The sequence below is a fragment of the Vibrio sp. genome, from assembly GCF_984391705.1.
Map to the genome: position 1 here is coordinate 22134 of NZ_CFHWOM010000006.1, position 22341 is coordinate 44474.

Sequence of the window (22341 nt, forward strand, 5' to 3'; positions counted from 1 at the left end):
TTATAGCACCAACCCACCATCAATCTTAAGAACCTGTCCTGTAATGAAGCTCGACTTGTCACTGGCAAGAAATTCCACACCGTTAGTAATGTCCTCAGGTGTACCCATTCGACCTAGTGGCGTTTTGGCTTTCATTAGCTCAAGTACTTTTTCTGGTAAGTTCTCAGTCATTGGTGTTGCAACAAAACCAGGAGCCACACAGTTCGCTCTCACTTGAGCGCCTTTTCTAGCAAACTCTTTTGCCCAACCTTTGGTCATTGCAATCACACCGCCCTTTGTTGCGGCATAGTTACTTTGCCCAATGTTACCGTCTGTTCCCACCACGGATGACATAGTCACTATCGAGCCTGAATTGTTCTCCATCATAATTGGCGCAACGGCTTGAGTGAGATTGAACACCCCTTTCAAGTTGACATTGATTACTGCATCCCATTCGTCTTCCGTCATTTTTTCGATTAGTGCGTCACGTGTAATGCCTGCATTATTAACCAAGACATCTACGCGGCTACATTCTGACTGGATCTTCTCGACTAATAGAGACACCGCTTGTCGATCGCAGATATTCAGAACGACCGGCTTAACGTTTTCTACTCCTTCAAATGCAGAGACAAGTGCTTGTTCGTTCATGTCTATTGCATACACCATTTCAGCGTTATGACTCGCGAATCTCTCGACGATAGCTTTACCAATACCTTGGGCTGCGCCTGTTACCAGGCAGATTTTGTTTTCAAACATTTCCTTATCCTTTTGTGGACGACTGCTTCACGGAACTGACTACGTTTAACTGGACACTTAATGTGTATCTCTATTAATAGTAAGTTGAAATTCGGCTTGGAATATGGCGTTATCCATAACCTTTAATGACGGGCTGATGACAGGCTCAAAAGACATTTGAGCAAGTACATCCCTTTCTAAATCTACACCAGGAGCAATCTCGATGAGCTCAAGACCATTTTGCGTCAAGCGAAACACGGCGCGCTCTGTAACATAGAGTACAGGAGTGGCCTTTTGGATAGATAACCAGGCACAAAACGTTATTTGCTCAACTTGGTTGATGAACTTCTGCTGCTTACCCTCCTGAAGAATCGAAAGTTGGCCTGAATCGACTTTTATTTTTAAACCTTGCGCGGTAAACGTTCCGCAAAACACCACATGTTTCGCGTTCTGAGTAATATTAATAAACCCTCCACAACCCGCAATTTTGCTGCCAAAGCGTGAAACGTTAATATCGCCCTTTCTGTCGCATTGAGCCAAACCTAGAAAGGCTTGATCAACCCCGCCTCCATCATAGAAGTCGAACATCTGATCTTGGCCAATAATTGCCTGTGGCAGACGCGAAGCGCCAAAATCAAGTCCACTCTGCGGCGCACCACCGATCGCCCCAGGCTCTACCGTTAGAGTGAATTCATCAAGCACTCCGGCATCACGTGCGACCTGAGCGATATACTCCGGGGCACCGATCCCTAAATTTAGTATCGCACCCGCTTTTAACTCCAATGCTGCTCGACGGGCGATGATCGTTTTAGCATCGAGTTTTGTCGTTATATTAGAGGCTTGTTCTCCGCCAAAATCAGTGACACTGTCACCACAGGATATACCAACAAACTCGGGTTCCATGACGGTGGCGAAGGTTTGCATATGTTCATTGATGTCTAGGCATTCAACGACCGCATCAACAAAGATACCGGGAATTTTGACTGCATGAGGGTCAAGCTGACCTCGCTCAACCACTCGTTTAACTTGGACAATTACCTTACCGCCACTATTTTTTGCTGCCTGCGCAGCCGCTAAGCTCTCTACGATTAAGCACTCATCTTCCATGGTGATATTGCCGTCCTCATCTGCGGTCGTACCCCGTAAAATCGCGACGGTAATTGGCAGCTTTCGGTACAATAGATACTCTTCACCCAGTAGGTTTACCACTTCTACCCACTGTTCAGTGGTAGCCGAATTAATTTTTCCACCTTCAATTCGGGGGTCAACAAAAGTTCCTAGTCCTACTTTGCTGATTGTGCCCAACTTGCCTGCTGCGGTATCTCGAAGTAAATGAGAAATGATCCCTTGGGGTAAGTTATAACCTTGGATGAGATTGTCGTTGGCAAGCTGCTGCAGCTTAGGCACTAAACCCCAATGCCCACCAATGGCCGATTTCACCAATCCTTGGTGAGCGAGATGATTAATGGCTCGCCCTTTGCCATCACCTTGCCCAGCAGCAAAAATTAACGTCAGGTCACGGGGGCTCTGAGTACTTTCAAACCTTTGCCCAATGGCTCTCTCTATCGCTTCCGGCACCACACTGCCAATAAAGCCGCCAAGCAATACACCGTCACCATCTTCTATCCATTCAGCCGCTTCTTGCGGTGTTAACTGCTTTACCACTGCACTCATTCCTTGATTGCTCGTTTGTTAATCCTTAATGCAGCTTAGTCGCTGTTGGGAAAATTGTTAATTTCACAAACAGAGATTATCAATTTCAGATTTGAAATAATCTTGTTACAGATGAGGAATTGTCATTACAACTACAATAGTTCAACGGCTTACATTAACCGTTAGCTGCTTTTCAACTGATCAACCCTTTCAACCAAATACTGCTTAAATCCAACACAACGCTCTGGCATGGGTGACCTTGGTCGGTAAAACATATCAACGTCGAAGCTTGCACATTGATAGTTGGGCATGATTTGGCGTAACTCGCCCGAAGCAAGTTCCTGGAACACAAGTGAATGAGGTAAATACGCGACTCCAGCATGCTCAAGAGCAAGATCAAGCAACATTTCACTGTTGTCACACTCCAAAGTGTCTTGGATGGTCACTATTTCTGGCTCACCACCCTTTTCAAAACACCAACGGTTGCCACTAAGGAGCGTTCTTGCGTAAAGGCATCGATGCTGTTGAAGCTGCTCTGGCGTTTCTGGTTCACCGTGTTGCTCAATATAGGTCGGAGAGGCACATAAATAGAGGGTTTCACGTAGCATTCGCTTTCGTACCAGCAAAGAGTCTACTTCTCTTTCTCCCTCATAACTGGCACTTGCTCGGAAAGCAAAATCTATAGTTAATGGATCGAACTCCCCCGCTTCAATAAAGATTCGAAAGTTGATCTGAGGATGTTTTTCAATGTATTCCGCTACAATCTTAGTTAAATACTGCCGAGCAAACAGTGGGGTCGATGAGATTCGAATTTCTCCCTGTTGCTCTTCAGCAAGGTTTTGAACCTCTTCACATAGACTGTTGATATCTGGCATTAAGGGCGAAAAACGTTCGTACAAAAGCTGGCCCGCTTGAGTGGCGACCAACTGACGAGTGCTGCGCTTAATTAATTCTACTGATAACGCTTCCTCTAACTCTTTAACCCAACGGCTTCCTGCTGCGGGAGAAATGCCTTGCTGAGCAGATGCTTCGCGAAATGACCCTGTACGAACCACCGCACAAAAGAATACGATTTTATCTAATATAGGCTGACGACTAGAGAGTAAGTTATTCGACATTAAGTAACTAGTCCTTTCTGTAACGCCAACTTAACCAGCGCCGCTGTAGAAGTGGCTCCGAGCTTCTTCTTGATACGTAAACGGTGGGTTTCAACGGTACGAACGCTGATATGCAGTGAATCAGCAATCTCTTTATTACATGCACCATTGGCGATCGCCTTAAGGACATCCGATTCACGTTTTGACAGCGTGTCATCTTTCTCTTGTGGCTCATCGTTGATTTGTTCTAATAATCGGTCGGAGGCTTGCGGGCATAAGTAAGAACGACCTTTAGCAACCTGATTGATTGCCATAACGAGTTCTTCCGAACCAACATCTTTTAGTACATACCCTTTCGCTCCGGCTTTAACCGAACGAACAACATAGTCTCGACTATCATGCATCGACAGCATTATAACCGCAGTCGTCGAGTCAGATTTTGCCAGCTCGTGCAGAACTTCAATACCATTGAGCTGCGGCATATTAATATCTAATAAAAGAACGTCAGGCTTGTGATTCAATGTTGCTTTGAGCGCCTCTTTCCCTGTACCAACACAGGCGATTATCTCTAAGTTTTCTTCTCGTTCTAGCCGCGACTTAAGGCCGTCTTGCATCAATCGATGGTCATCCGCTAGCACTAATTTAATCATACAAACTCCATGTTTAAGCTCACTCGCACTTCCGTTCCTTCTCCCTGTTCACTAGTTACATAGAATGAACCGCCAATTGCTTGAATGCGTTCTTTCATGTTTTGTAACCCCATATGATCGAACTGTGCCTTTTTCTTTTTACTCGATTTCAACTGTTTCGCTGGTATGCCGACACCATCATCACTGATGGTAAGGATGAGCATTTGCCCTTCACGCTGCATAATCACGTCTACACCTTGCGCATTCGCGTGTTTTTCAACGTTGTGCAGCGATTCCTGAACCACTCGATATAATGTCGTCTCCACTTGGGGCAGGAACTCTGCTCCATCCAAATCATGCTCAAAAACCAACTCTAATTGAGTACGTTCCCTTAGTTCATTGATATACGCTTCAATACCCGCAATCAAACCTAAGTCGTCAAGTTGCGGCGGACGTAAATCTCTAGATATTCGTCGAAGTTCAACAATGGCATGATCCATTGCGTTTTTGCTGGCGTCTAATTCCAATAGCTTGGTCTGCTCATTCGCCTCTTTGGTCACATTCTCTAAGCGATATTTAGCCGCCACTAAAAGTTGGTTTACGCCATCATGCAACTCTCTCGACACACGACGCCGTTCATTTTCCTGCGAATCGATAATTTGCTGATTCAATACGCTCAACTGCTGATTGGCTAAACGCCTTACATTGAGGTTAAGAGACGCTCCAAGTGCCGCGATTACGGTAACTGCAATAAACATAACGCCAAACAGTGCGGTACTGGTTTTTCCTATATTTTGGTCAAATCCGTTTTCCATATGGGCGACTTGGCGGTCAATGTCATCCAGATAAACCCCCGTTCCCACCATCCATTGCCATCTATCTAATGAAACCGCATAACTTAGCTTAGGCAGTGGCTCTTTTTTTGAAGGCTTGTGCCATAAGTAATCAACAAAGCCACCACCTTTACGACCCGCTTGAATCAACTCTTGGAGAAGTTTTTTGCCTTGTACATCTTCAACATGCCACCAATTTTTGCCAATACGCTCTTTTTGATAAGGCAACACGAGCGCATCACCTTCCCACGTATATGCGAAGAAGTACCCATCACTGCCATACGTGAGCTGGCTCAATTTTTCGATAACTATTTGCTTAGCTAATTCGGGGGTAAGAGCCTCATCTAAGTAGTAAGGCTCGATACTTTTGACTGCCATTTCTACGTACTGTTTCAATTCTTGCTTTTTCACCGCCAGTACGTTGCTTCTGGTCAACGAGACTTGATCTTCAACTAGTTGTTTTGCCTGGCTAAATAGGATGCTCGCAACGATAGCAACAACGATAATCAACGGTACGATCGATAACAAAATGATGTTTATCGTTAGTCTCCGGTTGCTAATAAATCCCATATTCTCATCCATGCATGTACGTAGTTTTACTGAAAGATCCTTCGGAAAACTGCCATTTCTACGGACAAAATTTGCGCAATTTTGCCAATAGAGAGCAATAAATCTCCTCTCTACACTTAGCCTCAAATGTAACATCGCATTAACACAAATAACTACACGGCGTTCACATTTACCAATATCGACATGGAACATAGTCATTCAAGGAGAACACCATGAACCTGAAGAAAGCTGCCATTGCTACGACGCTCGCACTTGCTGCAACGGGTATGTCTGTAACGGCTCACGCCGCTGATAAAAAGATTCTACTGAAAACACCCATTGCGTTTGGTAGCCATCTGCCTGCACTTGGCACTCCAATTCAATGGTATGCGGACCACATCACCAAAACGTCCGGTGGCACGATAAAAATGAAGATCTATGAGCCGGGCAAGCTCGTTAGCCCTGCAGAAATTCTTGATGCGGTATCGACTGGTAAGGTGAACTCTGGTTACTCAACCGCGGGCTACTGGCAAGGTAAGTTACCTGCTTCAGCACTTTTTTCCGCTGTACCATTTGGGCCTGAAGCGGGTGAATACATGGCATGGTTATTCTTTGGCAACGGCCTTAAGCTTTACCAGCAAATGTATGACGATGGTGGCTATAACGTAAAAGTTGTCCCTTGTGCGATTATTTCCCCTGAAACCTCAGGCTGGTTCCGCAAACCAATCGAGAAGCCAGAAGATCTCAAAGGTCTTAACATGCGCTTCTTCGGCTTAGGTGCATCCGTTATGGAAAAACTGGGTGTAGGTACAGTTCAATTGCCTGGCGGCGAAATCTTTGGCGCACTAGAGAAAGGCGCGATTGATGCCTCTGAGTTCTCTCAACCAGCTATCGACCAGCGCTTAGGCTTCCACAAAGTAGCGAAATACAACTATTTCCCTGGTTGGCACCAGCAATCAACGGTATTTGAACTACTCATCAACAAAGATACTTGGGGCAAGATGAGCGACGCCCAGCAAGCTGCTGTTGAAACCACGTGCATGGCAACGATGACTTATTCGATTGCTGAAGGCGAAGCGCTTCAATACTCCGCTATGGAAAAAGCCAAAGAAAATGGAGTGGAAATCCGCTACTGGAACGACGAAATGTTGAACTTATTTGAGACCACCTGGCTTGAAGTGGTTGAAGAGAAGAAAACAGAAGATCCGTTCTTCAACAAAGTTTGGGATGATCTAAGCCAGTTCCGTAAAGGTTATGCGCTCTGGTCAGCGAATGGTTTCTTACCTCGCGAAACCCAAAGCCAATAACCCTGTGTGAATTGGACCTGTTGGCCGACATCACGTCGGCCATTGGTTGTAAGGAGTTGCCAATGAGCAAGGTACTGTATTCTACCCCCACTTTCCCGCTTTACTTTCACATTGAACGAGCCATAACCAGCGTGAGTAAAATCCTCGCATGGACCAATCTCGCACTCGTTCTCGTCATCATCACGCAAGTTGTGCTACGCAAAATATTCTCTAATGGGCAAATCGCTTTAGAAGAGCTGCAATGGCACCTTTATGCGACGGCTGTGATGTTTGGTACGGCTTATGCGCAAATTAGTAACTTGCATGTAAGAGTTGATCTCTTCTATCACACGTTTTCTGAACGTAAAAAAGCCCTCGTCGACTTATTTGGATTATCGTTACTCGCGATCCCTTTCGTCGTCGTGGTTATTTTCCACTCCTACGATTTTGCTTACGAATCGTGGCGAGTAAATGAAAGCTCTGCCTCACCTTCAGGCTTGCCCTATCGCTGGTTAATCAAAAGTGTTATTCCATTGAGTTTCTGCTTACTACTGCTTTCGATGCTAGCAAGAATTCTACGCAATTTAGAGACCTTGTTTAAAGGTGAAACATCACAAGGAGCGCACGATGGAAGCGAATGAGTGGATCGTCATTGCCATGTTTGGCTCGTTTATCCTTTTGCTGTTTACTGGTATTCCAGTTGCCTATGTACTCGGGGGAATTGGCGTCGTATTTGCCGCGGTGGGCTACTATGCCGATATCTACCTAGATACTTTTACTGGCTTGGATTACACCAGTTTAGGGCTGGTGGTAAACCGCATTTACAAAATCATGGATAACTGGATTTTGGTCGCGCTGCCAATGTTTATCTTTATGGGTAACATGTTGGACAAATCTGGTATCGCTGAAAAACTCATGTCTTCGATGCAAGCGTTGTTTGGTAAAGTGCATGGGGGGTTAGCAATCACTGTTATGGCTATTGGCATTATTCTCGCCGCTTCCACCGGCATTATTGGAGCATCAGTCGTTTTGCTTACGGTCATGTCTTTGCCAAGTATGATGCGTCAAGGCTATCACTTACCACTTGCTCTTGGCACGGTTGCTTCAGCCGGGACTCTTGGAATATTGCTCCCCCCTTCTATCATGTTGGTGATCATGGCTGATCAGCTTGGCTTATCCGTCGGAGACCTGTTCATGGGTGCGATTATGCCAGGGTTACTACTAGGCAGTCTCTATATTCTCTACATATTGATTGTCGGCAAATTGAATCCTAGCAAAGCACCTGTGCCTGAAGACGTACAACCCGTTGAATGGGGCCTTATACTGCAAGTGTTCAAAGATATTACGCCTACCGTTATCTTGATCTTTTGTGTACTAGGCTCTATTTTTGCGGGTGTCGCAACGCCAACAGAAGCTTCCGGTATTGGCGCTATGGGAGCCACGTTGCTAGCCGCCTACAATAGAAAACTCAATTTTAAAGTGCTAAAAGAAGTGCTGTTGGCGTCATACGGAACCACTGCGTACATCTTTATGATTTTCCTTGGCGCATCTTGCTTTGCTTTGGTTTTGCGTGAGCTAGGTGGTGACGAGCTGATCGAGTCATTCCTAACTAGCTTGCCATTCGGCCCTTACGGTATCATCGCATTTATCTTGCTTATCGTGTTCTTATTGGGTTTCTTCCTAGACTGGATTGAAATCACCTTGATTGCATTGCCTTTATTGGCACCGGTAATCGCAAGTTTAGGCATCGAACTGGATGGTCATGGCGTGGTGGATAACCCAAGCCTTGTCTGGTTTGTCATGCTAGTTGCTATGGCACTACAAACGAGCTTTTTAACCCCTCCTGTTGGTTTCGCACTGTTCTATTTGAAAGGCGTGTGCCCTGATGGAGTGGCGCTTAAAGACATTTACCGAGGCGTGATCCCATTTATCTTGATTCAGTTGGCTGCGTTAATTTGTCTTGTGATCTGGCCACAACTGGTTCTTTGGTTCCCGAGCGTCGCCTATGGATAACAAAATCTAATACAAGACACCGCATCAAAACAAAAGCCAGCCTAACGCTGGCTTTTTTCGTCTAGGCAAGAGATAACCCACCATCAACGACGAGTGTGTGGCCAACCACATAACGAGACTTAGGTGAAAGCAGAAAATCAATTGCGTCAGCAATCTCTGACGTTTCTGCAAAACGTTTTAAAGGCACAGCTTCATTCACTTTCTCACGAATCCCCGGCTCACTTTGCTCTCGCTCTTGCCAGCGAGGAGTCCATGTCACTCCAGGTGCAACAGCGTTGATACGTATCCCTTTACTGATACTTTCAAGAGCAACAGACCGAGTGAGTCCTTCTAATGCATGTTTGGCTGCACTGTACATCGCCGCATTAGGCGTTGGTCGTAGACCATTCACAGAGCTGACATTCACAATCGCGCCACCTTGAACCATCAGTTTGAGCTCTCGCTTTAAACAATAGGCTTGCGACCAGAAATCGACATCCAACGTGCTTTTCATATCTTCTAATGACACACTATGAAACTCGCCAAGTGAGGCAATCGCTGGAGACGCATTATTTACGGCAACATCTAATTGGCCATATTGCTTCTCAATATAATCAAAGAAATCTTTAAGCTGGGATTCTTCTGCAATATCTAAAGCGAGGTAATCAACCTTGTCGAGATGTGGATGCGCTTGACAGTTTTCTAGCCAATGCGCTTTATCTCTTGAGCAAGTAATGACGTGATAGCCTTGTTCTTGCAATCGCATTACCACTTCTAAACCAATTCCTTTTGATCCTCCGGTCACCAATGCCGTTTTCATATCCATTCCTTGAATTATTTAGTGAATCTTGTGCGATGCCATTTCTGCAACCGCAGCTAGCGATACTAAGTCGGTTTCTTTTTGAATCGCTGCGTAAGTCCAACCTTTAAAGTCCAACTGCATGTATTTGGCCGTTAAAACGAAAGGTTCGATAAAACAATCTGGCAACTCTATATTGTACCCTGTCGCCAACACAGAGATTGACTTGCCCCTTAGCTCTCTGCCAAGGTCTTTTTCTATTGTTAGTAAGTCAGAAAGTCGGTCAAAGAAAACCTTCAATTGGGCTGACATCGAATACCAATACACGGGCGAGGCAAACACGATATGGTCGAACTCACTGAGCTCCACAATTAATGGAAGAAAATCGTCAAATCGATTGTGGTGTTCATAATCGTAGTAAGAAATATCTCTATCTGACAAATCAAACAGCGTCGCCGCGGAGCAACGAACAAACTCATTGACTAACTTTCTGGTGTTACCATCTGACTTAGATGTTCCGAGTACAACCGCAATTTTCATATCGCCTCCTTACAAATCAGTTAAGTGACGAACTCAAACTCTTCACATGGTGTACCTTGATGGTATTTCAGTTGCCAGCTTTCCCCAGTAAACACCCAGATAGAAGAGCGCTTGGCGAAATGAGCCTTCGCCCCCAACCTGTCTACCCAAGCTGTTTTGTAGAGAAGCAGTTGAATTGAAGGTTCGAGTTGGATGGTCTCGAAATCTTGTGAGTGGATGTAACCGGAATTAGGCTTCTCTTCATTCATCATTTGCATGATAGCGGCGAAATCAAAGCTCGTTCCAGACTTTCCCACTTCGCGAAATGAGGGGTGAACTAGCCGAGTAACCTCTTGTTTATTTTGACGTACTTCGTACTTATGTAAGGCGACTTCTTGCTCGATCAAAATATCCATAATTAACCCCATTTCGGTTTAGCCAATATGGAAATAATGCCTTGTTTATTAAGTGCATGCAAATTGTTGAAATAATAACCTTAGCGCTGATAAAAGCGACAAATAGCCATGTAAGCGTTTGTCGTATTGAATGCGTATAGACGTTATGACTGCTCTCGAACTAGCGACTTAAGCTTGCCTTGGAAAACTCAAGGAAAAGCAAGCTCCGTGCAAATAACTGTCTTCAACAGAGACGGCTGCACCATGTCGGTCACATACTTGTTTGACGATCGCAAGGCCTAGACCATGACCAGTTTTGCCTTTATTACGTGCTGCATTAGCGCTGTAAAAAGGATCAAACAAGTAAGGCCAATGTTCTGACTCTACACCTTTACCATCATCATGAATTTCAAATACGACCTCATCTTCATTACTCCAAACCTCTATGACGATTTTAGACTCAGCGAACTTAAACGCATTGCGTACCACATTATCCACCGCACGATTAAAAAGCTTTAAATCGACATACAATGCTGTAGGCAACTGAGTTCCAACACTAAGTAACTCGAGCTTAGTTTCTTTTCGCCATATTGAGCACCGGTCGTCTAACCACTCATTGACATTAATTGGCTGCTTGAGAAGCTCCGCTCCTCCTCTCTCTAATCGAGCGTAGTAAAGCAACTCATCGACCATATCTTCCATTTCTTCGGTATCAGAAATAATTCGAGCTACCGCTTTGCTTTGTGCGGCCGGCAACTCTAGGTCACTCAACACATCCGCTTGCCATTGAATGCGGAAAATGGGTGTTCTTAGCTCATGAGCGACAGCGTTAGTCAGTGACTTATTGCTATTAATAAGGTCACAAATCTTATCGGCCATTACATTGAAGCTCTTGTTGAGCGTACCGAGTTTGATGCTGTTCTTTTCTGATGCACGTTGATGCAAGTCACCGTTAGCAAATGCCACTGTCACCTGCTCTAAGTTGTTCAAACGACGTTTGATTCTCCAGACTAAAAACAAACCGCTGAGAGCAAAACCTGTAAGTGCAAAGACCCAAATTAATCGGTTTTCAAATCTGATTTTCTGGCGCAAAAAAGACTCTTTGTCATCACTTAGCTCAAATAGTTCATTGCTCTCGCTAAGACGAAACCACAAATAGTCTTCATCATGGTAGTAGATACTTGTGTCTTGCTTAATAAACGCATCTTGCACCTCTATTGGCGCCGCACTGTAATCAACAAACCTTAAGTTCTGGCGAGTTTTAGCCGCATACGCTTGTAAAATGTCTTTTGTTTCTTCGTGCGTTTTTACTGACGCAACAATATCAATGAGTTGTTGATACGCCTCCGCTTGGTGATCGCGGAGAATAAACTCATAGTCTGTACTCAGCTTATAAACGATAAAGGCGTAAGAGTAGATGCTGACCAAGAAGATTAAAGTCAGCCCAACTAAGTATTCAAAATAGATACGACGCATAGAATTGATTTAGGTTAGCCACTACCAGCGTTCAGGTACAAATAGGTAACCTTTCCCTCTTACCGTGATGATTTTTTTGGGTGGGATGGTGTTGTCATTCAGTTTCTTCCTCAACACCACAATTTTGTTGTCAATAAAGCGGTCAATCCCATCATAATCGACACCACGCAGCTGTTGAGTAAGATAGTTTCGTGACAACACTTGCTCTGGTGACGAAGCAAGAAGCCAAAGCAGTTCGAACTCGCTTTCAGCAATCGCGATATCTCTTCCGTCCAGCACACATCCTTTGGTTAATTTGTTTAAGGCCAACTTACCAAAATTGAGTTCATTGCTGCTATCGGTGCCCGCTTCAGGTTCTTTTCCTCGGCGTAACAATACTCGCATTCTAGCCAATAAAACCCTTGGCTTGACTGGCTTACTAATAAAATCATCTGCGCCTGTTTCTAGTGCTGCGACATGGTCAAAGTCATCATCACTCGCGGTGAGCATCAATATCTTGCCTGAGAACTTATTTCTAAGTTGGCGGCAAATAGTTAACCCATCGACCTCCGGTAGCATTAGGTCAAGTAGAACAATGTCTGGTTGAATAGTAAGAATCTGCTCTGTAGCCGATGAGCCTTCCGAAATAGTCACCACATCAAACGACTGGCTCTCAAAATATTCTTGCAACATTTCGCTTAATATTGGGTCGTCTTCCACAATGACGAGTACTGGATTGGTCATAGTCCCTTCTTACGCACAAGCTTAAGTGTTATTGCTCGTATTCAGACACGCGCAATTATTATTAGTGTTATAAATTGAGGTCAGTTATGTAACTGATAGATGTATTTGTATATCACATTATTTACATCGGGTGCAGCTTAAAATGGCACTAAGAATTTAATTTTCGCCAATAAAAAACCGGCCATCGAAATCGATAGCCGGTTTGGGTTATTTTCAATTAATCGTCATAGATAGGGAACTGTTCAAATGCACGACGATAATTAGCATATTCGTTCGTACTCCAAAGCCTTAGAACCTCAGGTTCATAGTCGTACACTTCTTTAACTTTTGCATAGCTTGGAATGCTGTTGTTATCGGCAACTTGGTTACCAAACACTTGAGCTAAGTTAAAGATACGCTCATGCTCATCTTCCTCAAATTTGCCAATCGAGCTGTTTTGTACAGTTTCTAAACGTGATTGAGGATTACATTTACGCAGTAAACGTTGCTCTTCTGTCTCTTCATCAACCTTAAAGCGTAAACACGTATTACCATCTTCATCGTATTTAACAAATTGCTTGTCATACATTGTCCAACGTGCAAACCCTGTTGTGTCTCTTAGGGCAACGAGTGCGTCTTTATCACCGATAGCAATAATACGAGCCTCGTTTCTATCACGAGTATCCTTGAATACTGACAGTGCATTTCTCACACGGTAAGGAAGGCTGTTCAGTTGTTCTACTTGTGCTTTTTGCTCTTCTAGGTAAAGCGCTCTAGATGCCATTGCTCTTGCCAAAATATTACGCGAGCTAACTGAGTAACGTGTTCCTTTCCAAGTAAAGTTAATGCCGTCCGGATCACCGTAACTGCTGTTCTCATAGTTAATATGAATCGCATCACGTAGACCTTGTGCCGAATCGCTCAGTCCATACTCTTTTACTCGGCTGAATTTATTCAAATTTTCCAGCAGCGCACTAAAGTAAGGCACTCGAGTATCTTGATACTCTCCTTCAGTCCAGTAAACGAAGGCTTCATCACCGCCAAGACCAAAGTAACGTTTCATTGGCCATAAGTACGATGGCGTTGCTTCTATCGTTGTCGTCATCGAAGGGGTGTAACGCAGCACAGTTTCAACGTAGTCACCGTTCTCATCCACAAAAATCGCTTGGCGAGCTTCTGGACGACCCGCAAGGTCAGACAAGTGAGTATATAGATGCGTCACTTTATCCGACAGATCAATGAGCGCTAAGCTCGAGTTTTCCGTTGCGATAAATGGAGAGTCTCTACGTACCAACATTTGCGCAGCAAGCAGTTTATCAGGCCATGTCCCTAGCAAATCGACTGAAGACGACGACGTTTGATATGGATTGTTTGCTTTCAAGCTTGACCAAATTTTTCCGTCACGAGTTTCAGAACGCACTAACACTTCATTAGACTGCCCTTTTAGCAACGCCACGAGTTCTTCATCGTAACAACTTGTCGGCACATCACGATCTTGTGACATTGCACCTTGGTAGGTTTGCCACAGATCAGAGAGTGTCGCGAATCGGTAACGATTTGGTACACCATCAACACCACTTATCTCTTCGAGTTCACACACCTTGTCCGGAGCTGTTAGTACCTCAATAAAGAAATCCGCCGCTAAATTTGCCGCATTGTAGGTGTCACAAATAGGACGCACTGCAGGAGACAAGCTATCTAAATCAATAGGATTGCCACGCCAATCAACACAATTGTTACCCGCAATTTCTTCAAACACTTGGCCGTTGTTATTCGTTGTGTCTGCACCTATGTAGCGCGCAAACATATGATCAATTTCACCCACGTTCTCCACGATATCGCGAATCTTTTGGAACTGCTCTAAGCGAGTCAAAAAGTACGTGTATTGATGATATTGACTAAACCACTCTCGACCATTTCGGCGGTTCATCGTCTCGTAGCTATCTTCATATCGCTGAATACGGAACTGAGTAACCTCTTCTAGGCTTGTCCCTTCATCGAAACGATCACACAGTAGATTCGACGTTGTGTGTTCGTCGGTACAGAATCGGTAATCAACTAATGGAGATGTAAGCCCTTCTTTGTCTGCATTTGCGCGAAGGTGAGCAACAATACCCGTTGGGTACGCACGATAATCTTTAGTTAGTTCCTCATCGTATTTATCTAATGAGATAACTTTACGCTTTTGAACGCCAGTGTTGTCTAGATCGACGATAGGCTGGCCTGTCTCATCTGTCGCTGCTGGTTCTTGCAACTCTAGCTCTCGGCCATAGGCAAAACGCAATGCAGCTTTGTCATATTTGCCGAAGGTAAGCAGCTCGTCAAAGATAGATGCGCCGTAATCCATAATTGAACTATAAGCAGCCGGTTTATCATGTGAACCGCGCGCTGTTAGCTCATCTGTGGTGTAGAAGTGATTCTTGTCCACTGAACCCATAAAGTTATGACGCAGACCTAAGTTGTGCCCTAGCTCGTGAATAAGGGTAGACTTGAACATGTGCTTCGAGATAGCCAAACTCGCCATCTTTTGCTGGTCCAAGTTTAGCTCATCCCAAGTTTTCATTGTGGTCTGTTCAGCATCAACAAAGAAGTCACCTTCTTCATAATCAATGCCTTTTACCAAACCTTTAGACTGCGTACTTAGCCACATAAAGTCCAAGCTGTAGACATTTTGCTCTGAGAAACGTTTCAGCATGTCTTGACGTTTATAGAACGACTGAATCGCGAGATCAGGATTAGACGTATCAAACCTAAACTCAGTGTTGGACTGCGGCAAGCTATCCGTTAGCTTTCCTGCTGTAACAAAACTGATTTCTTCTTCGGTAATGGCTGGCACATCAATCGCCGGTCCCTTATCTTCCGCAACCATGTCACTGAAGTCGTCAACATCCGTACGAACAGTTACAACGGCACTATCACCTGTTTGTGTGTCAGTGGTTTCGCTAGAAGTTGGTTCAAGCTTTTCAATCTCTTGACGGTTGTAACGCATCGCTAAGTCGTTCCATGTATAACGACTTGCCGCACGAATTACGCCTAAGTATTGGTTCACATGTGCATGGATGATTTCGCCCGTCAGAGGGTTTGTGGCAGAAGGACCATAGCCAAGCAGACCGTTATCAACAGGATCAGAAATCAGGTTGAATACGTTGTAACGTAGATCTCCTGTTTGAACACCAGCTTTCGATGATGGGTTAACAATCTTAATTGTTGGAACACCAGTCCCCTCAAGCGTATCGTTCACTTGACTGATCGTTTCGATAGTGAGATCTAAGAACTCTTCGTTACCCTCATCAAAGTAGCTATCGCTTAGGTAATAATCGATGGTCTCTTTGTTTGGGTTAAAGCGATTAATATAAGAAAAGCGCGAACCTTGGACGTTACTTTCACCAGTGTGGGTTTTTACTTCTTTGCTGTCATTAAAGAAACCAAAGTAAGCACTGTCTTGCCCTTGATAAAATACCGGCTCGTAATCTGCACTGGCAAGCTTATCTAACTTAACAAGTGAATAGAAAAAACGAGTCTTAAAAGAAAGGTCTCTAAAATCGCCACCAAATTGGTACTGGTCTTCAGCCGCAGCGGTAAAAGTACGTTCAACTTCTACGTTGATCACGCCTTCATCTGCATTGTACTCATAAGAAATCAGGCGCGGCTCCGCAGTTTCGCTCACGTTGCTTGCGGTATACCACGCACTTAAAGAGTCTTGAGAAAGTGTTTTGATTTCTTCGTACTTAGGTACAAAGTGAGTCGCTTCAGTCCAGCTTAAGCTTTCGTCATGGTTGATCTCTTCTTTGTTAGTACATTCACCATAGCTGTTTTCAGCACAGCGATACTGGCGAAACTCACCAGGAATTTTTAATACTGGCGCGCGGTTGATTTCAGAATCCCAGCGGCTCGGATCGTCTGGATTGACTTTATCACGGTCAACTTCTTCTACGTAGATACCATTGAACTCGTCGAATCGCAGCGTGACTAGTTTAGGGTCACCTTGGAAAAATCCACGCTGCGTCAATGCATAGCGCGGAGCATCTCCTGTTGAGGGCATGTACATCCATAGTGATTCTGTATCAAGAGAACGAACGGTAATCTCTTGAGATGGTTTTTCGTAAGTGTCGTATGCTCTGTCTTCAGCACCACAACCGCTTAATATCGCGGCGATACTGGCAGCAATTATTGCGTGTTTTAACATTCTATACCTGTATTATTTTTATTTTAAAACTGATAGCTAATTAATGCGTAATAGGTTGTTTTCTTTAAGTCGATAAGATCATTGATCGGGCTAGAGCCTCTCTCAGGATCGTAATAACTTATTCCGTTAGTCATACCCAGTGACAAGGAAATATCTTCGTTAACTTGATAGCCTATTTCTTCACCATGCATCATATTCGGGTCAAACGTATTTCCGTCGTAGTCCCAAGACTGCCTAGGCATGAAGTAAATATTGAAATAGAAATCGTCAGCAAAAGCGTAATCCACTGAAAACTGGTTACTGAGCCTATATTCAATCAGTTGATATCCACCTGCAGTTTTATATTCGTGGAAGTTTTTTCGTAGCAATAGTGTATTGCTTAGCGTCAGTCCCTCTAGCCACTCATCAAAACCTGCACTCCAGCGAAGTTTAAATCTTGTCCCTAGTTTTAAATCGTTCCTCCTTGATGTTTTTGAAGTCGGAAGAATTATCCGAGCCTCGCCACTAATCGTTGAACCTTCCGTTGGATTAAATAAGCCATTTTTCGCGTACGAAATCGACGTATCATTCCAGAACTGGCCTTGGGTGCCGTAGACATCACCATCTTTTTGATGATAACCAGACACCACTAACTGCAAGCGCGACTTGTTCTCAAAAGCGTAACGGATTACGCCTGTTGCTGAAGCCGAGCGATTAGCGTTTGATGTATTGTCCTTATAGCCATTACGCGAGTAATCTGCGCTCACATAACCCGACCAAGGACTTTCGCTTTTTTCATCTTCCCATGCATCTTGCAAATCATTTGCGAGTACGAGCGAAGGCGTTACCAACATGATTGCTGGTAATAAGTATTTAGTGTTCATATTGTCCTTCTGAAATGTAGTTCCGTCTTAACTCAATCTATTACTGGTTCACCACCTTATTGTTCGTTATATATTTCCTTTGCGATGGGTGAGTAATTGGGATAGCTGCCAAAAGCTTCTTTGTATATTCATCTTTCGGATTAGCATATATATCCCTTACGCTCCCCATCTCAACAATTTCGCCTTTTTTCATTACCGCTACTCTATCTGAAATATGTTTCACTACAGAAAGATCGTGAGAAATAAAAATAATGGCCAGATTCATTTCATTTTGTATTTTTAAAAGTAAATTCAATATTTGAGCTTGTACAGATACATCTAATGCAGAAACTGACTCATCACAAATCAACAACTTCGGCTTCAGTGCAATTGCTCGTGCAATACCAATACGTTGGCGCTGACCCCCAGAAAACTCATGCGGATAACGGTTTATAGCGGATTGTGGTAAACCTACTTTAGCCAATAGATCTAGCACCCACTGTTTGCGTTCTTGTCGTGAACCGATGCCATGGATGACGTAAGGCTCTTCCAAAATCATGCCAACAGTATGGCGTTGGTTTAAAGACTCTAAAGGGTCTTGAAAAACTATCTGCATGTCTTTTCGAAGAGGTCTCATCTGCTTAGTGGATAAACCCGTAATGTCTTGCCCTTCAAAAATGATGCGCCCTTCTGTCGGCTCAAATAACTTTAAGATGGTTCGTCCCAACGTACTCTTACCGCAGCCCGACTCACCAACCAGCCCTAACGTTTCACCTTGTGAGACTGAAAAAGAAACGCCATTGACCGCTTTGATTACATAACCTTTACTAAACAAGCCTTTCCCTGAGTAGTAAAACTGTTTTATGTTCTCAATTCTTATCACTTCATTCATCATTCACCCTCCTTGATACTCAGGAAACTTAGTTACATCAATTGGGTTTATTTGAATGATTTTCTTAGGTTCATCGTCTATGTCGGGCACCAGTGCGAGCAGCCTTTTCGTATATGGATGTTGCGGGTTATCAAACAGCTCAAATACATCTGCTGTTTCTACGATTCGTCCACTGTACATGACCGCGACTTTGTCACAGATTTCAGCTACAACGCCAAGATCATGGGTTATGAAGATCATTGCCATTCCGGTTTCTTGCTGTAGCTCTCGCATCAAGTCAAGAATGGAAGCTTGCACAGTAACGTCTAACGCAGTTGTGGGTTCATCACATATCAAAATGTCTGGTTTACAGGCCAACGCAATGGCGATCATCACCCGCTGCCTCATCCCTCCAGACAAATTATGTGGGTATTCATTGAACCGCTTTTCAGGCAATGGGATCCTAACCTTTTCAAGTAGACCCACCGCATAATCCACCTTTTCTTGCTTGGACATTTGCGAGTGGTGTAAATCGAGTACTTCGATAATCTGTCTACCGATTGTTTGCACCGGGTTGAGCGCTGTCATCGGATCTTGGAAAATGATAGAGATACGATTTCCTCGCATCTTATACATATCGGCCTCAGGGATTTGCGTTAGATCCGTACCACGGTACAACACTTGGCCTGATGTCACTTTCCCATAGGGTTTCGGTAACAAGCCCATGATCGACATGGACGTTACACTTTTACCGCTTCCTGACTCTCCCACAAGCCCCAAAGTTTCACCCGCTTTAACATCAAACGAGACACCTTTAATGATCTTTATTGGTCCATCGTCGGTATCAAACTCTACCTCAAGATCGCGCACCTGTAGAATGAGATCGTTTTCCAGCTCAGATACTTCATTCATCATTACAGCTTGTACCTATCATCGATAATCGTTACTGGCTCGAACGACTTGTCTTGCTTGTACGCTTCCAGGGTTTTCTTTTTGGCATCCATATCTAACCAAAAGTTACTGGTGCCCAAGATGTTAAACAGCGCACCTGTTTTCTTTGTCATCGGGTTAGTTGGAAATTTAATCCAACGCCAGTAAGCATCACGCGTATAAGGCACCATATAACCAGGCACTATCACGAACGCATCTGTAATATCTTGCTGAATGTCCCTTGAGAGCTGCTGCTTTTTCTCCACATCAAATTCAGACTTAAACGCTTCAATTTTCTTGTCTAACTCAAGTGAGCTGTAGTTGGTATGATTGTTAGTCTGCGGTTTATTGGCATTGGTCGAATGAAAATACTCTTTGTAAGCTGGGATATCCCCACCGCCCATATTAAGAAATGCGATCTGATGCTTTTTCTCTAAGATGTATTTGAATGCAGCTGACCCATCAACAAGGTTCAAATCTAGCTCTAGGCCAGCCTGCTTCGCTTGCTCTTTCAAGTAGGCGATTCGAGGCGTCCAAATATTGTAGCCATAGGTAATTTTAAAACTTAGCCTTTGTCCAGATGCATTGATGCGAATGCCATCAGGGCCAATTTGGTCAAAACCGGCTTTCTCGAAAAAATGAACCGCTTGTTTGGGATCAAAACTTGGGGGCGTAGCAGATTCTAGATCATACTTTCCATGCCCAAAGCCCATGGCATGAGGTTTGCGAGAGTAATCTCCTCTTAGGACATTTTTTATCATGCCATCAAAGTCAGTAGCGAATGTAATGCCTTTACGAATGTTGATGTCGTCTAACAGTGGCATTGAAGTGTTTAACCATAGGCCACCAGCACCTTGAGGTGTTTGGTTGAATCCCCAGAATTTGTGTATGAAGCCTTTTTCAAATGGTTCTGTATTGGATTTTTCATGCCACAGATGCGGCAGTACCATAGCAAAGGTATCAAGAGAGCCTTTCTCAAAGTGTTTACGAGCAATGTCGCTATCTCTGATTACTTTAAGGCGCAGCTTATCAACATTAAAACGATGTTGATAATACTTGTTGTCATAACCCCACCAATCGTCGCCGACGTGTTTAAAGGTGATACTTTTCCCCTTTTTGGCGCTATCTATGTAGTAAGGAGAGGTGGTTGGCTCCACTTTAAAGTTGTACTTTCGAACAAAGTTGTCATCCATGCCATCACTGTTCTTATCAGTAATTTTTTTGAAGTGATGCTTAGGGCGAGGCTGTACACCATTGCTTGGCATGTTGATTAAAGTCATCAACTCATCTTGGCTTTTAGGCTCAGCCATTTCAATTGCAATAGTGTAGTCATCATATCTGATCACATTGGCAATACTGTTGCGGAAGAAATCGTTATACCAAGGATCCACAATGTCCTTCGAACGATAATAAGTCAGCATAAACAAATAGTCTTCAGCAGTGACTTTTTCACCATCAGACCATTTGGCTAGTGGGTTCAGCTTAAAGTAGACGGTTTTTTGATCCGTTCCAAACGCCCACTCATTGGCAAGCTGCGGTATCCAATTGCCCGTATTAGGATGGCGCTGCGCAAGCTTTGGCGTACCATCCATTAGGTAATATCGGATCCCTGAATTGGCATCTGGTCCAACCGAACGCAACGTCTGCGGAAAACTCAGCATGAAGCTACGTAAAGTACCACCTCTTTTCGCCTCAGAGGAGGCAAACACCGGGTCATCCCAGTTGGTTTGCCAAGCGAGGTTGTCAGGTAATACATCCGCATAAGCAGACGAACTAATCAGTAAAGCGATCAATCCCTTTTTAAACATTGCTGCTTCCTTATTATTATTTATATAACGTGTATTTCTTTGGATCGAATGCGGTACGAATCGCTTCACCAATAAAGGTGACCATGACAAGTACTGAGACAATCGCAAAGACCACTGATGTAACAATCCATGGTGAATCGAGGTTTGATTTTCCTTGTTGGAGTAATTCACCCCAACTTGGAGTTGGAGGCACAAGGCCCAGACCTAGGTAATCCAAAGCGGTCAGCGCGGTAATATTGGCAGCGATAGTAAATGGCGCTAACGTCACTATCATGACCATGGTGTTAGGTAAGATGTGCTTAAAGATGATCCGCGTTGTCGAGGCTCCTAGCGCTTTTACAGCCATCACATACTCTCGGGCGGATTCTTTGTAGGTCATGGTGCGCATGTACCACGTAATCCCCATCCAGCCAAACGTCACATTAATCAAGACAAACAATAAGAATGTCGGCTGGGCTATCGAAACTAAAATCATAATCACGTAAAGAAAGGGAACCATTGACCAAGTTTCGATTACACGTTGGACGATTAAATCGAACTTTCCACCAAAAAAGCCCATTGCACATCCGATTGATACCCCTATCGCATACGAGATAACCATAGTGAGTAACGCAAAGCCCATTGCGGTACGAAATCCATACACTAAGCGGGCGAGAATATCTCTACCAATAACATCCGTGCCAAGGTAATGCTTACTTTCAATACTTGGCTCATTTGGCGGATAATCACCAGAAAAATCTTGCTCGTAAGGGTTCCAAGGTACAATTGGCAAAATGACAAAGTCACCTTGATTACGGTACTCAAACTCCTTCTTGAGCTCACGATAGTTAGCTTCGCTCGCGTAGTTGAGCCCAAATTTAGAGCCTGAGTAGACATCTGAAACGACTGGAAAGTAATAGTTACCTTGATAGCTAACCACTAGAGCCTTACTGTTAATAAGCAGTTCGGCACATAGGGATAAAATCAGCATGAGTGACAATACGACTAACGACCAGTAGCCTCGCTTGATCTCTTTGAAACGTTTGATCTGCTTAAGTGTAAGTGGGTTTAGATTCATCTT

The 22341-nt window shown here is 44.0% G+C and carries 19 protein-coding genes; 3 read left to right on the forward strand and 16 right to left on the reverse strand.

Going from position 1 to position 22341, the window contains the following annotated elements:
- The 5 genes from AC4MRV_RS06565 to AC4MRV_RS06585 form a co-directional block, all read right to left on the reverse strand.
- Positions 1-735, reverse strand: a complete 735-nt coding sequence (locus AC4MRV_RS06565) for a beta-ketoacyl-ACP reductase (RefSeq protein WP_491186629.1) — start codon at positions 733-735, stop codon at positions 1-3.
- 57 nt (positions 736-792) lie between these two features.
- Positions 793-2379, reverse strand: coding sequence for an acyl CoA:acetate/3-ketoacid CoA transferase (locus tag AC4MRV_RS06570; protein ID WP_491186736.1), 1587 nt, complete (start codon positions 2377-2379; stop codon positions 793-795).
- A gap of 170 nt (positions 2380-2549) precedes the next feature.
- Positions 2550-3485 (reverse strand): LysR family transcriptional regulator, encoded by a 936-nt coding sequence (locus AC4MRV_RS06575; protein ID WP_491186630.1) that lies wholly within the window; start codon positions 3483-3485, stop codon positions 2550-2552.
- Positions 3485-4114: a response regulator gene (locus tag AC4MRV_RS06580; RefSeq protein WP_491186631.1), complete on the reverse strand. Its 630-nt coding sequence runs from the start codon at positions 4112-4114 to the stop codon at positions 3485-3487. Before AC4MRV_RS06580 ends, AC4MRV_RS06575 begins: the two co-directional genes overlap by 1 nt.
- Complete coding sequence (locus AC4MRV_RS06585; protein WP_491186632.1) at positions 4111-5496, reverse strand: cache domain-containing protein; 1386 nt, start codon at positions 5494-5496, stop codon at positions 4111-4113. Before AC4MRV_RS06585 ends, AC4MRV_RS06580 begins: the two co-directional genes overlap by 4 nt.
- Positions 5497-5708: 212 nt before the next feature.
- Here AC4MRV_RS06585 and AC4MRV_RS06590 point away from each other — a divergent pair, with 212 nt between their 5' ends.
- The 3 genes from AC4MRV_RS06590 to AC4MRV_RS06600 all read left to right on the forward strand — a co-directional run bounded on the left by AC4MRV_RS06590 (position 5709) and on the right by AC4MRV_RS06600 (position 8774).
- Positions 5709-6782, forward strand: a complete 1074-nt coding sequence (locus AC4MRV_RS06590) for a TRAP transporter substrate-binding protein (protein WP_491186633.1) — start codon at positions 5709-5711, stop codon at positions 6780-6782.
- 62 nt (positions 6783-6844) lie between these two features.
- Positions 6845-7402 carry a TRAP transporter small permease subunit gene (locus tag AC4MRV_RS06595; RefSeq protein ID WP_491186634.1) on the forward strand — a complete coding sequence of 186 codons (558 nt, stop codon included), beginning with the start codon at positions 6845-6847 and terminating at the stop codon, positions 7400-7402.
- Positions 7389-8774 (forward strand): TRAP transporter large permease, encoded by a 1386-nt coding sequence (locus tag AC4MRV_RS06600; RefSeq protein ID WP_491186635.1) that lies wholly within the window; start codon positions 7389-7391, stop codon positions 8772-8774. The genes AC4MRV_RS06595 and AC4MRV_RS06600 overlap by 14 nt, the downstream gene beginning before the upstream one ends.
- 61 nt (positions 8775-8835) lie before the next feature.
- Here AC4MRV_RS06600 and AC4MRV_RS06605 read toward each other — a convergent pair whose 3' ends face one another.
- The 11 genes from AC4MRV_RS06605 to AC4MRV_RS06655 all read right to left on the reverse strand — a co-directional run bounded on the left by AC4MRV_RS06605 (position 8836) and on the right by AC4MRV_RS06655 (position 22338).
- Positions 8836-9573 (reverse strand): SDR family NAD(P)-dependent oxidoreductase, encoded by a 738-nt coding sequence (locus AC4MRV_RS06605; RefSeq protein WP_491186636.1) that lies wholly within the window; start codon positions 9571-9573, stop codon positions 8836-8838.
- An 18-nt stretch (positions 9574-9591) separates the two neighbouring features.
- Positions 9592-10092 (reverse strand): flavodoxin family protein, encoded by a 501-nt coding sequence (locus AC4MRV_RS06610; protein WP_491186637.1) that lies wholly within the window; start codon positions 10090-10092, stop codon positions 9592-9594.
- A gap of 20 nt (positions 10093-10112) precedes the next feature.
- The gene (locus AC4MRV_RS06615) at positions 10113-10487 is read right to left on the reverse strand and encodes a nuclear transport factor 2 family protein (protein ID WP_491186638.1); all 375 of its coding nucleotides are present in this window, start codon (positions 10485-10487) and stop codon (positions 10113-10115) included.
- Positions 10488-10655: 168 nt separating this feature from the next.
- On the reverse strand, positions 10656-11942 hold the full coding sequence (locus tag AC4MRV_RS06620; RefSeq protein WP_491186639.1) for an ATP-binding protein: 1287 nt from the start codon (positions 11940-11942) through the stop codon (positions 10656-10658).
- 21 nt (positions 11943-11963) lie between these two features.
- Positions 11964-12665: a response regulator gene (locus AC4MRV_RS06625; protein ID WP_491186640.1), complete on the reverse strand. Its 702-nt coding sequence runs from the start codon at positions 12663-12665 to the stop codon at positions 11964-11966.
- A gap of 217 nt (positions 12666-12882) precedes the next feature.
- Positions 12883-16830, reverse strand: coding sequence for a zinc-dependent metalloprotease (locus AC4MRV_RS06630; RefSeq protein WP_491186641.1), 3948 nt, complete (start codon positions 16828-16830; stop codon positions 12883-12885).
- 23 nt (positions 16831-16853) lie between these two features.
- Positions 16854-17693 carry a hypothetical protein gene (locus tag AC4MRV_RS06635; RefSeq protein WP_491186642.1) on the reverse strand — a complete coding sequence of 280 codons (840 nt, stop codon included), beginning with the start codon at positions 17691-17693 and terminating at the stop codon, positions 16854-16856.
- 40 nt (positions 17694-17733) lie between these two features.
- Positions 17734-18567 (reverse strand): ABC transporter ATP-binding protein, encoded by an 834-nt coding sequence (locus AC4MRV_RS06640; protein ID WP_491186643.1) that lies wholly within the window; start codon positions 18565-18567, stop codon positions 17734-17736.
- Positions 18568-19437, reverse strand: coding sequence for an ABC transporter ATP-binding protein (locus tag AC4MRV_RS06645; RefSeq protein ID WP_491186737.1), 870 nt, complete (start codon positions 19435-19437; stop codon positions 18568-18570). It lies immediately after the preceding gene.
- 20 nt (positions 19438-19457) lie between these two features.
- A complete protein-coding gene (locus tag AC4MRV_RS06650) occupies positions 19458-21281 on the reverse strand; it encodes an extracellular solute-binding protein (protein WP_491186644.1) in 1824 nt (607 codons plus the stop codon).
- A gap of 16 nt (positions 21282-21297) precedes the next feature.
- On the reverse strand, positions 21298-22338 hold the full coding sequence (locus AC4MRV_RS06655; RefSeq protein ID WP_491186645.1) for an ABC transporter permease: 1041 nt from the start codon (positions 22336-22338) through the stop codon (positions 21298-21300).
- Positions 22339-22341 lie beyond the last annotated feature (3 nt).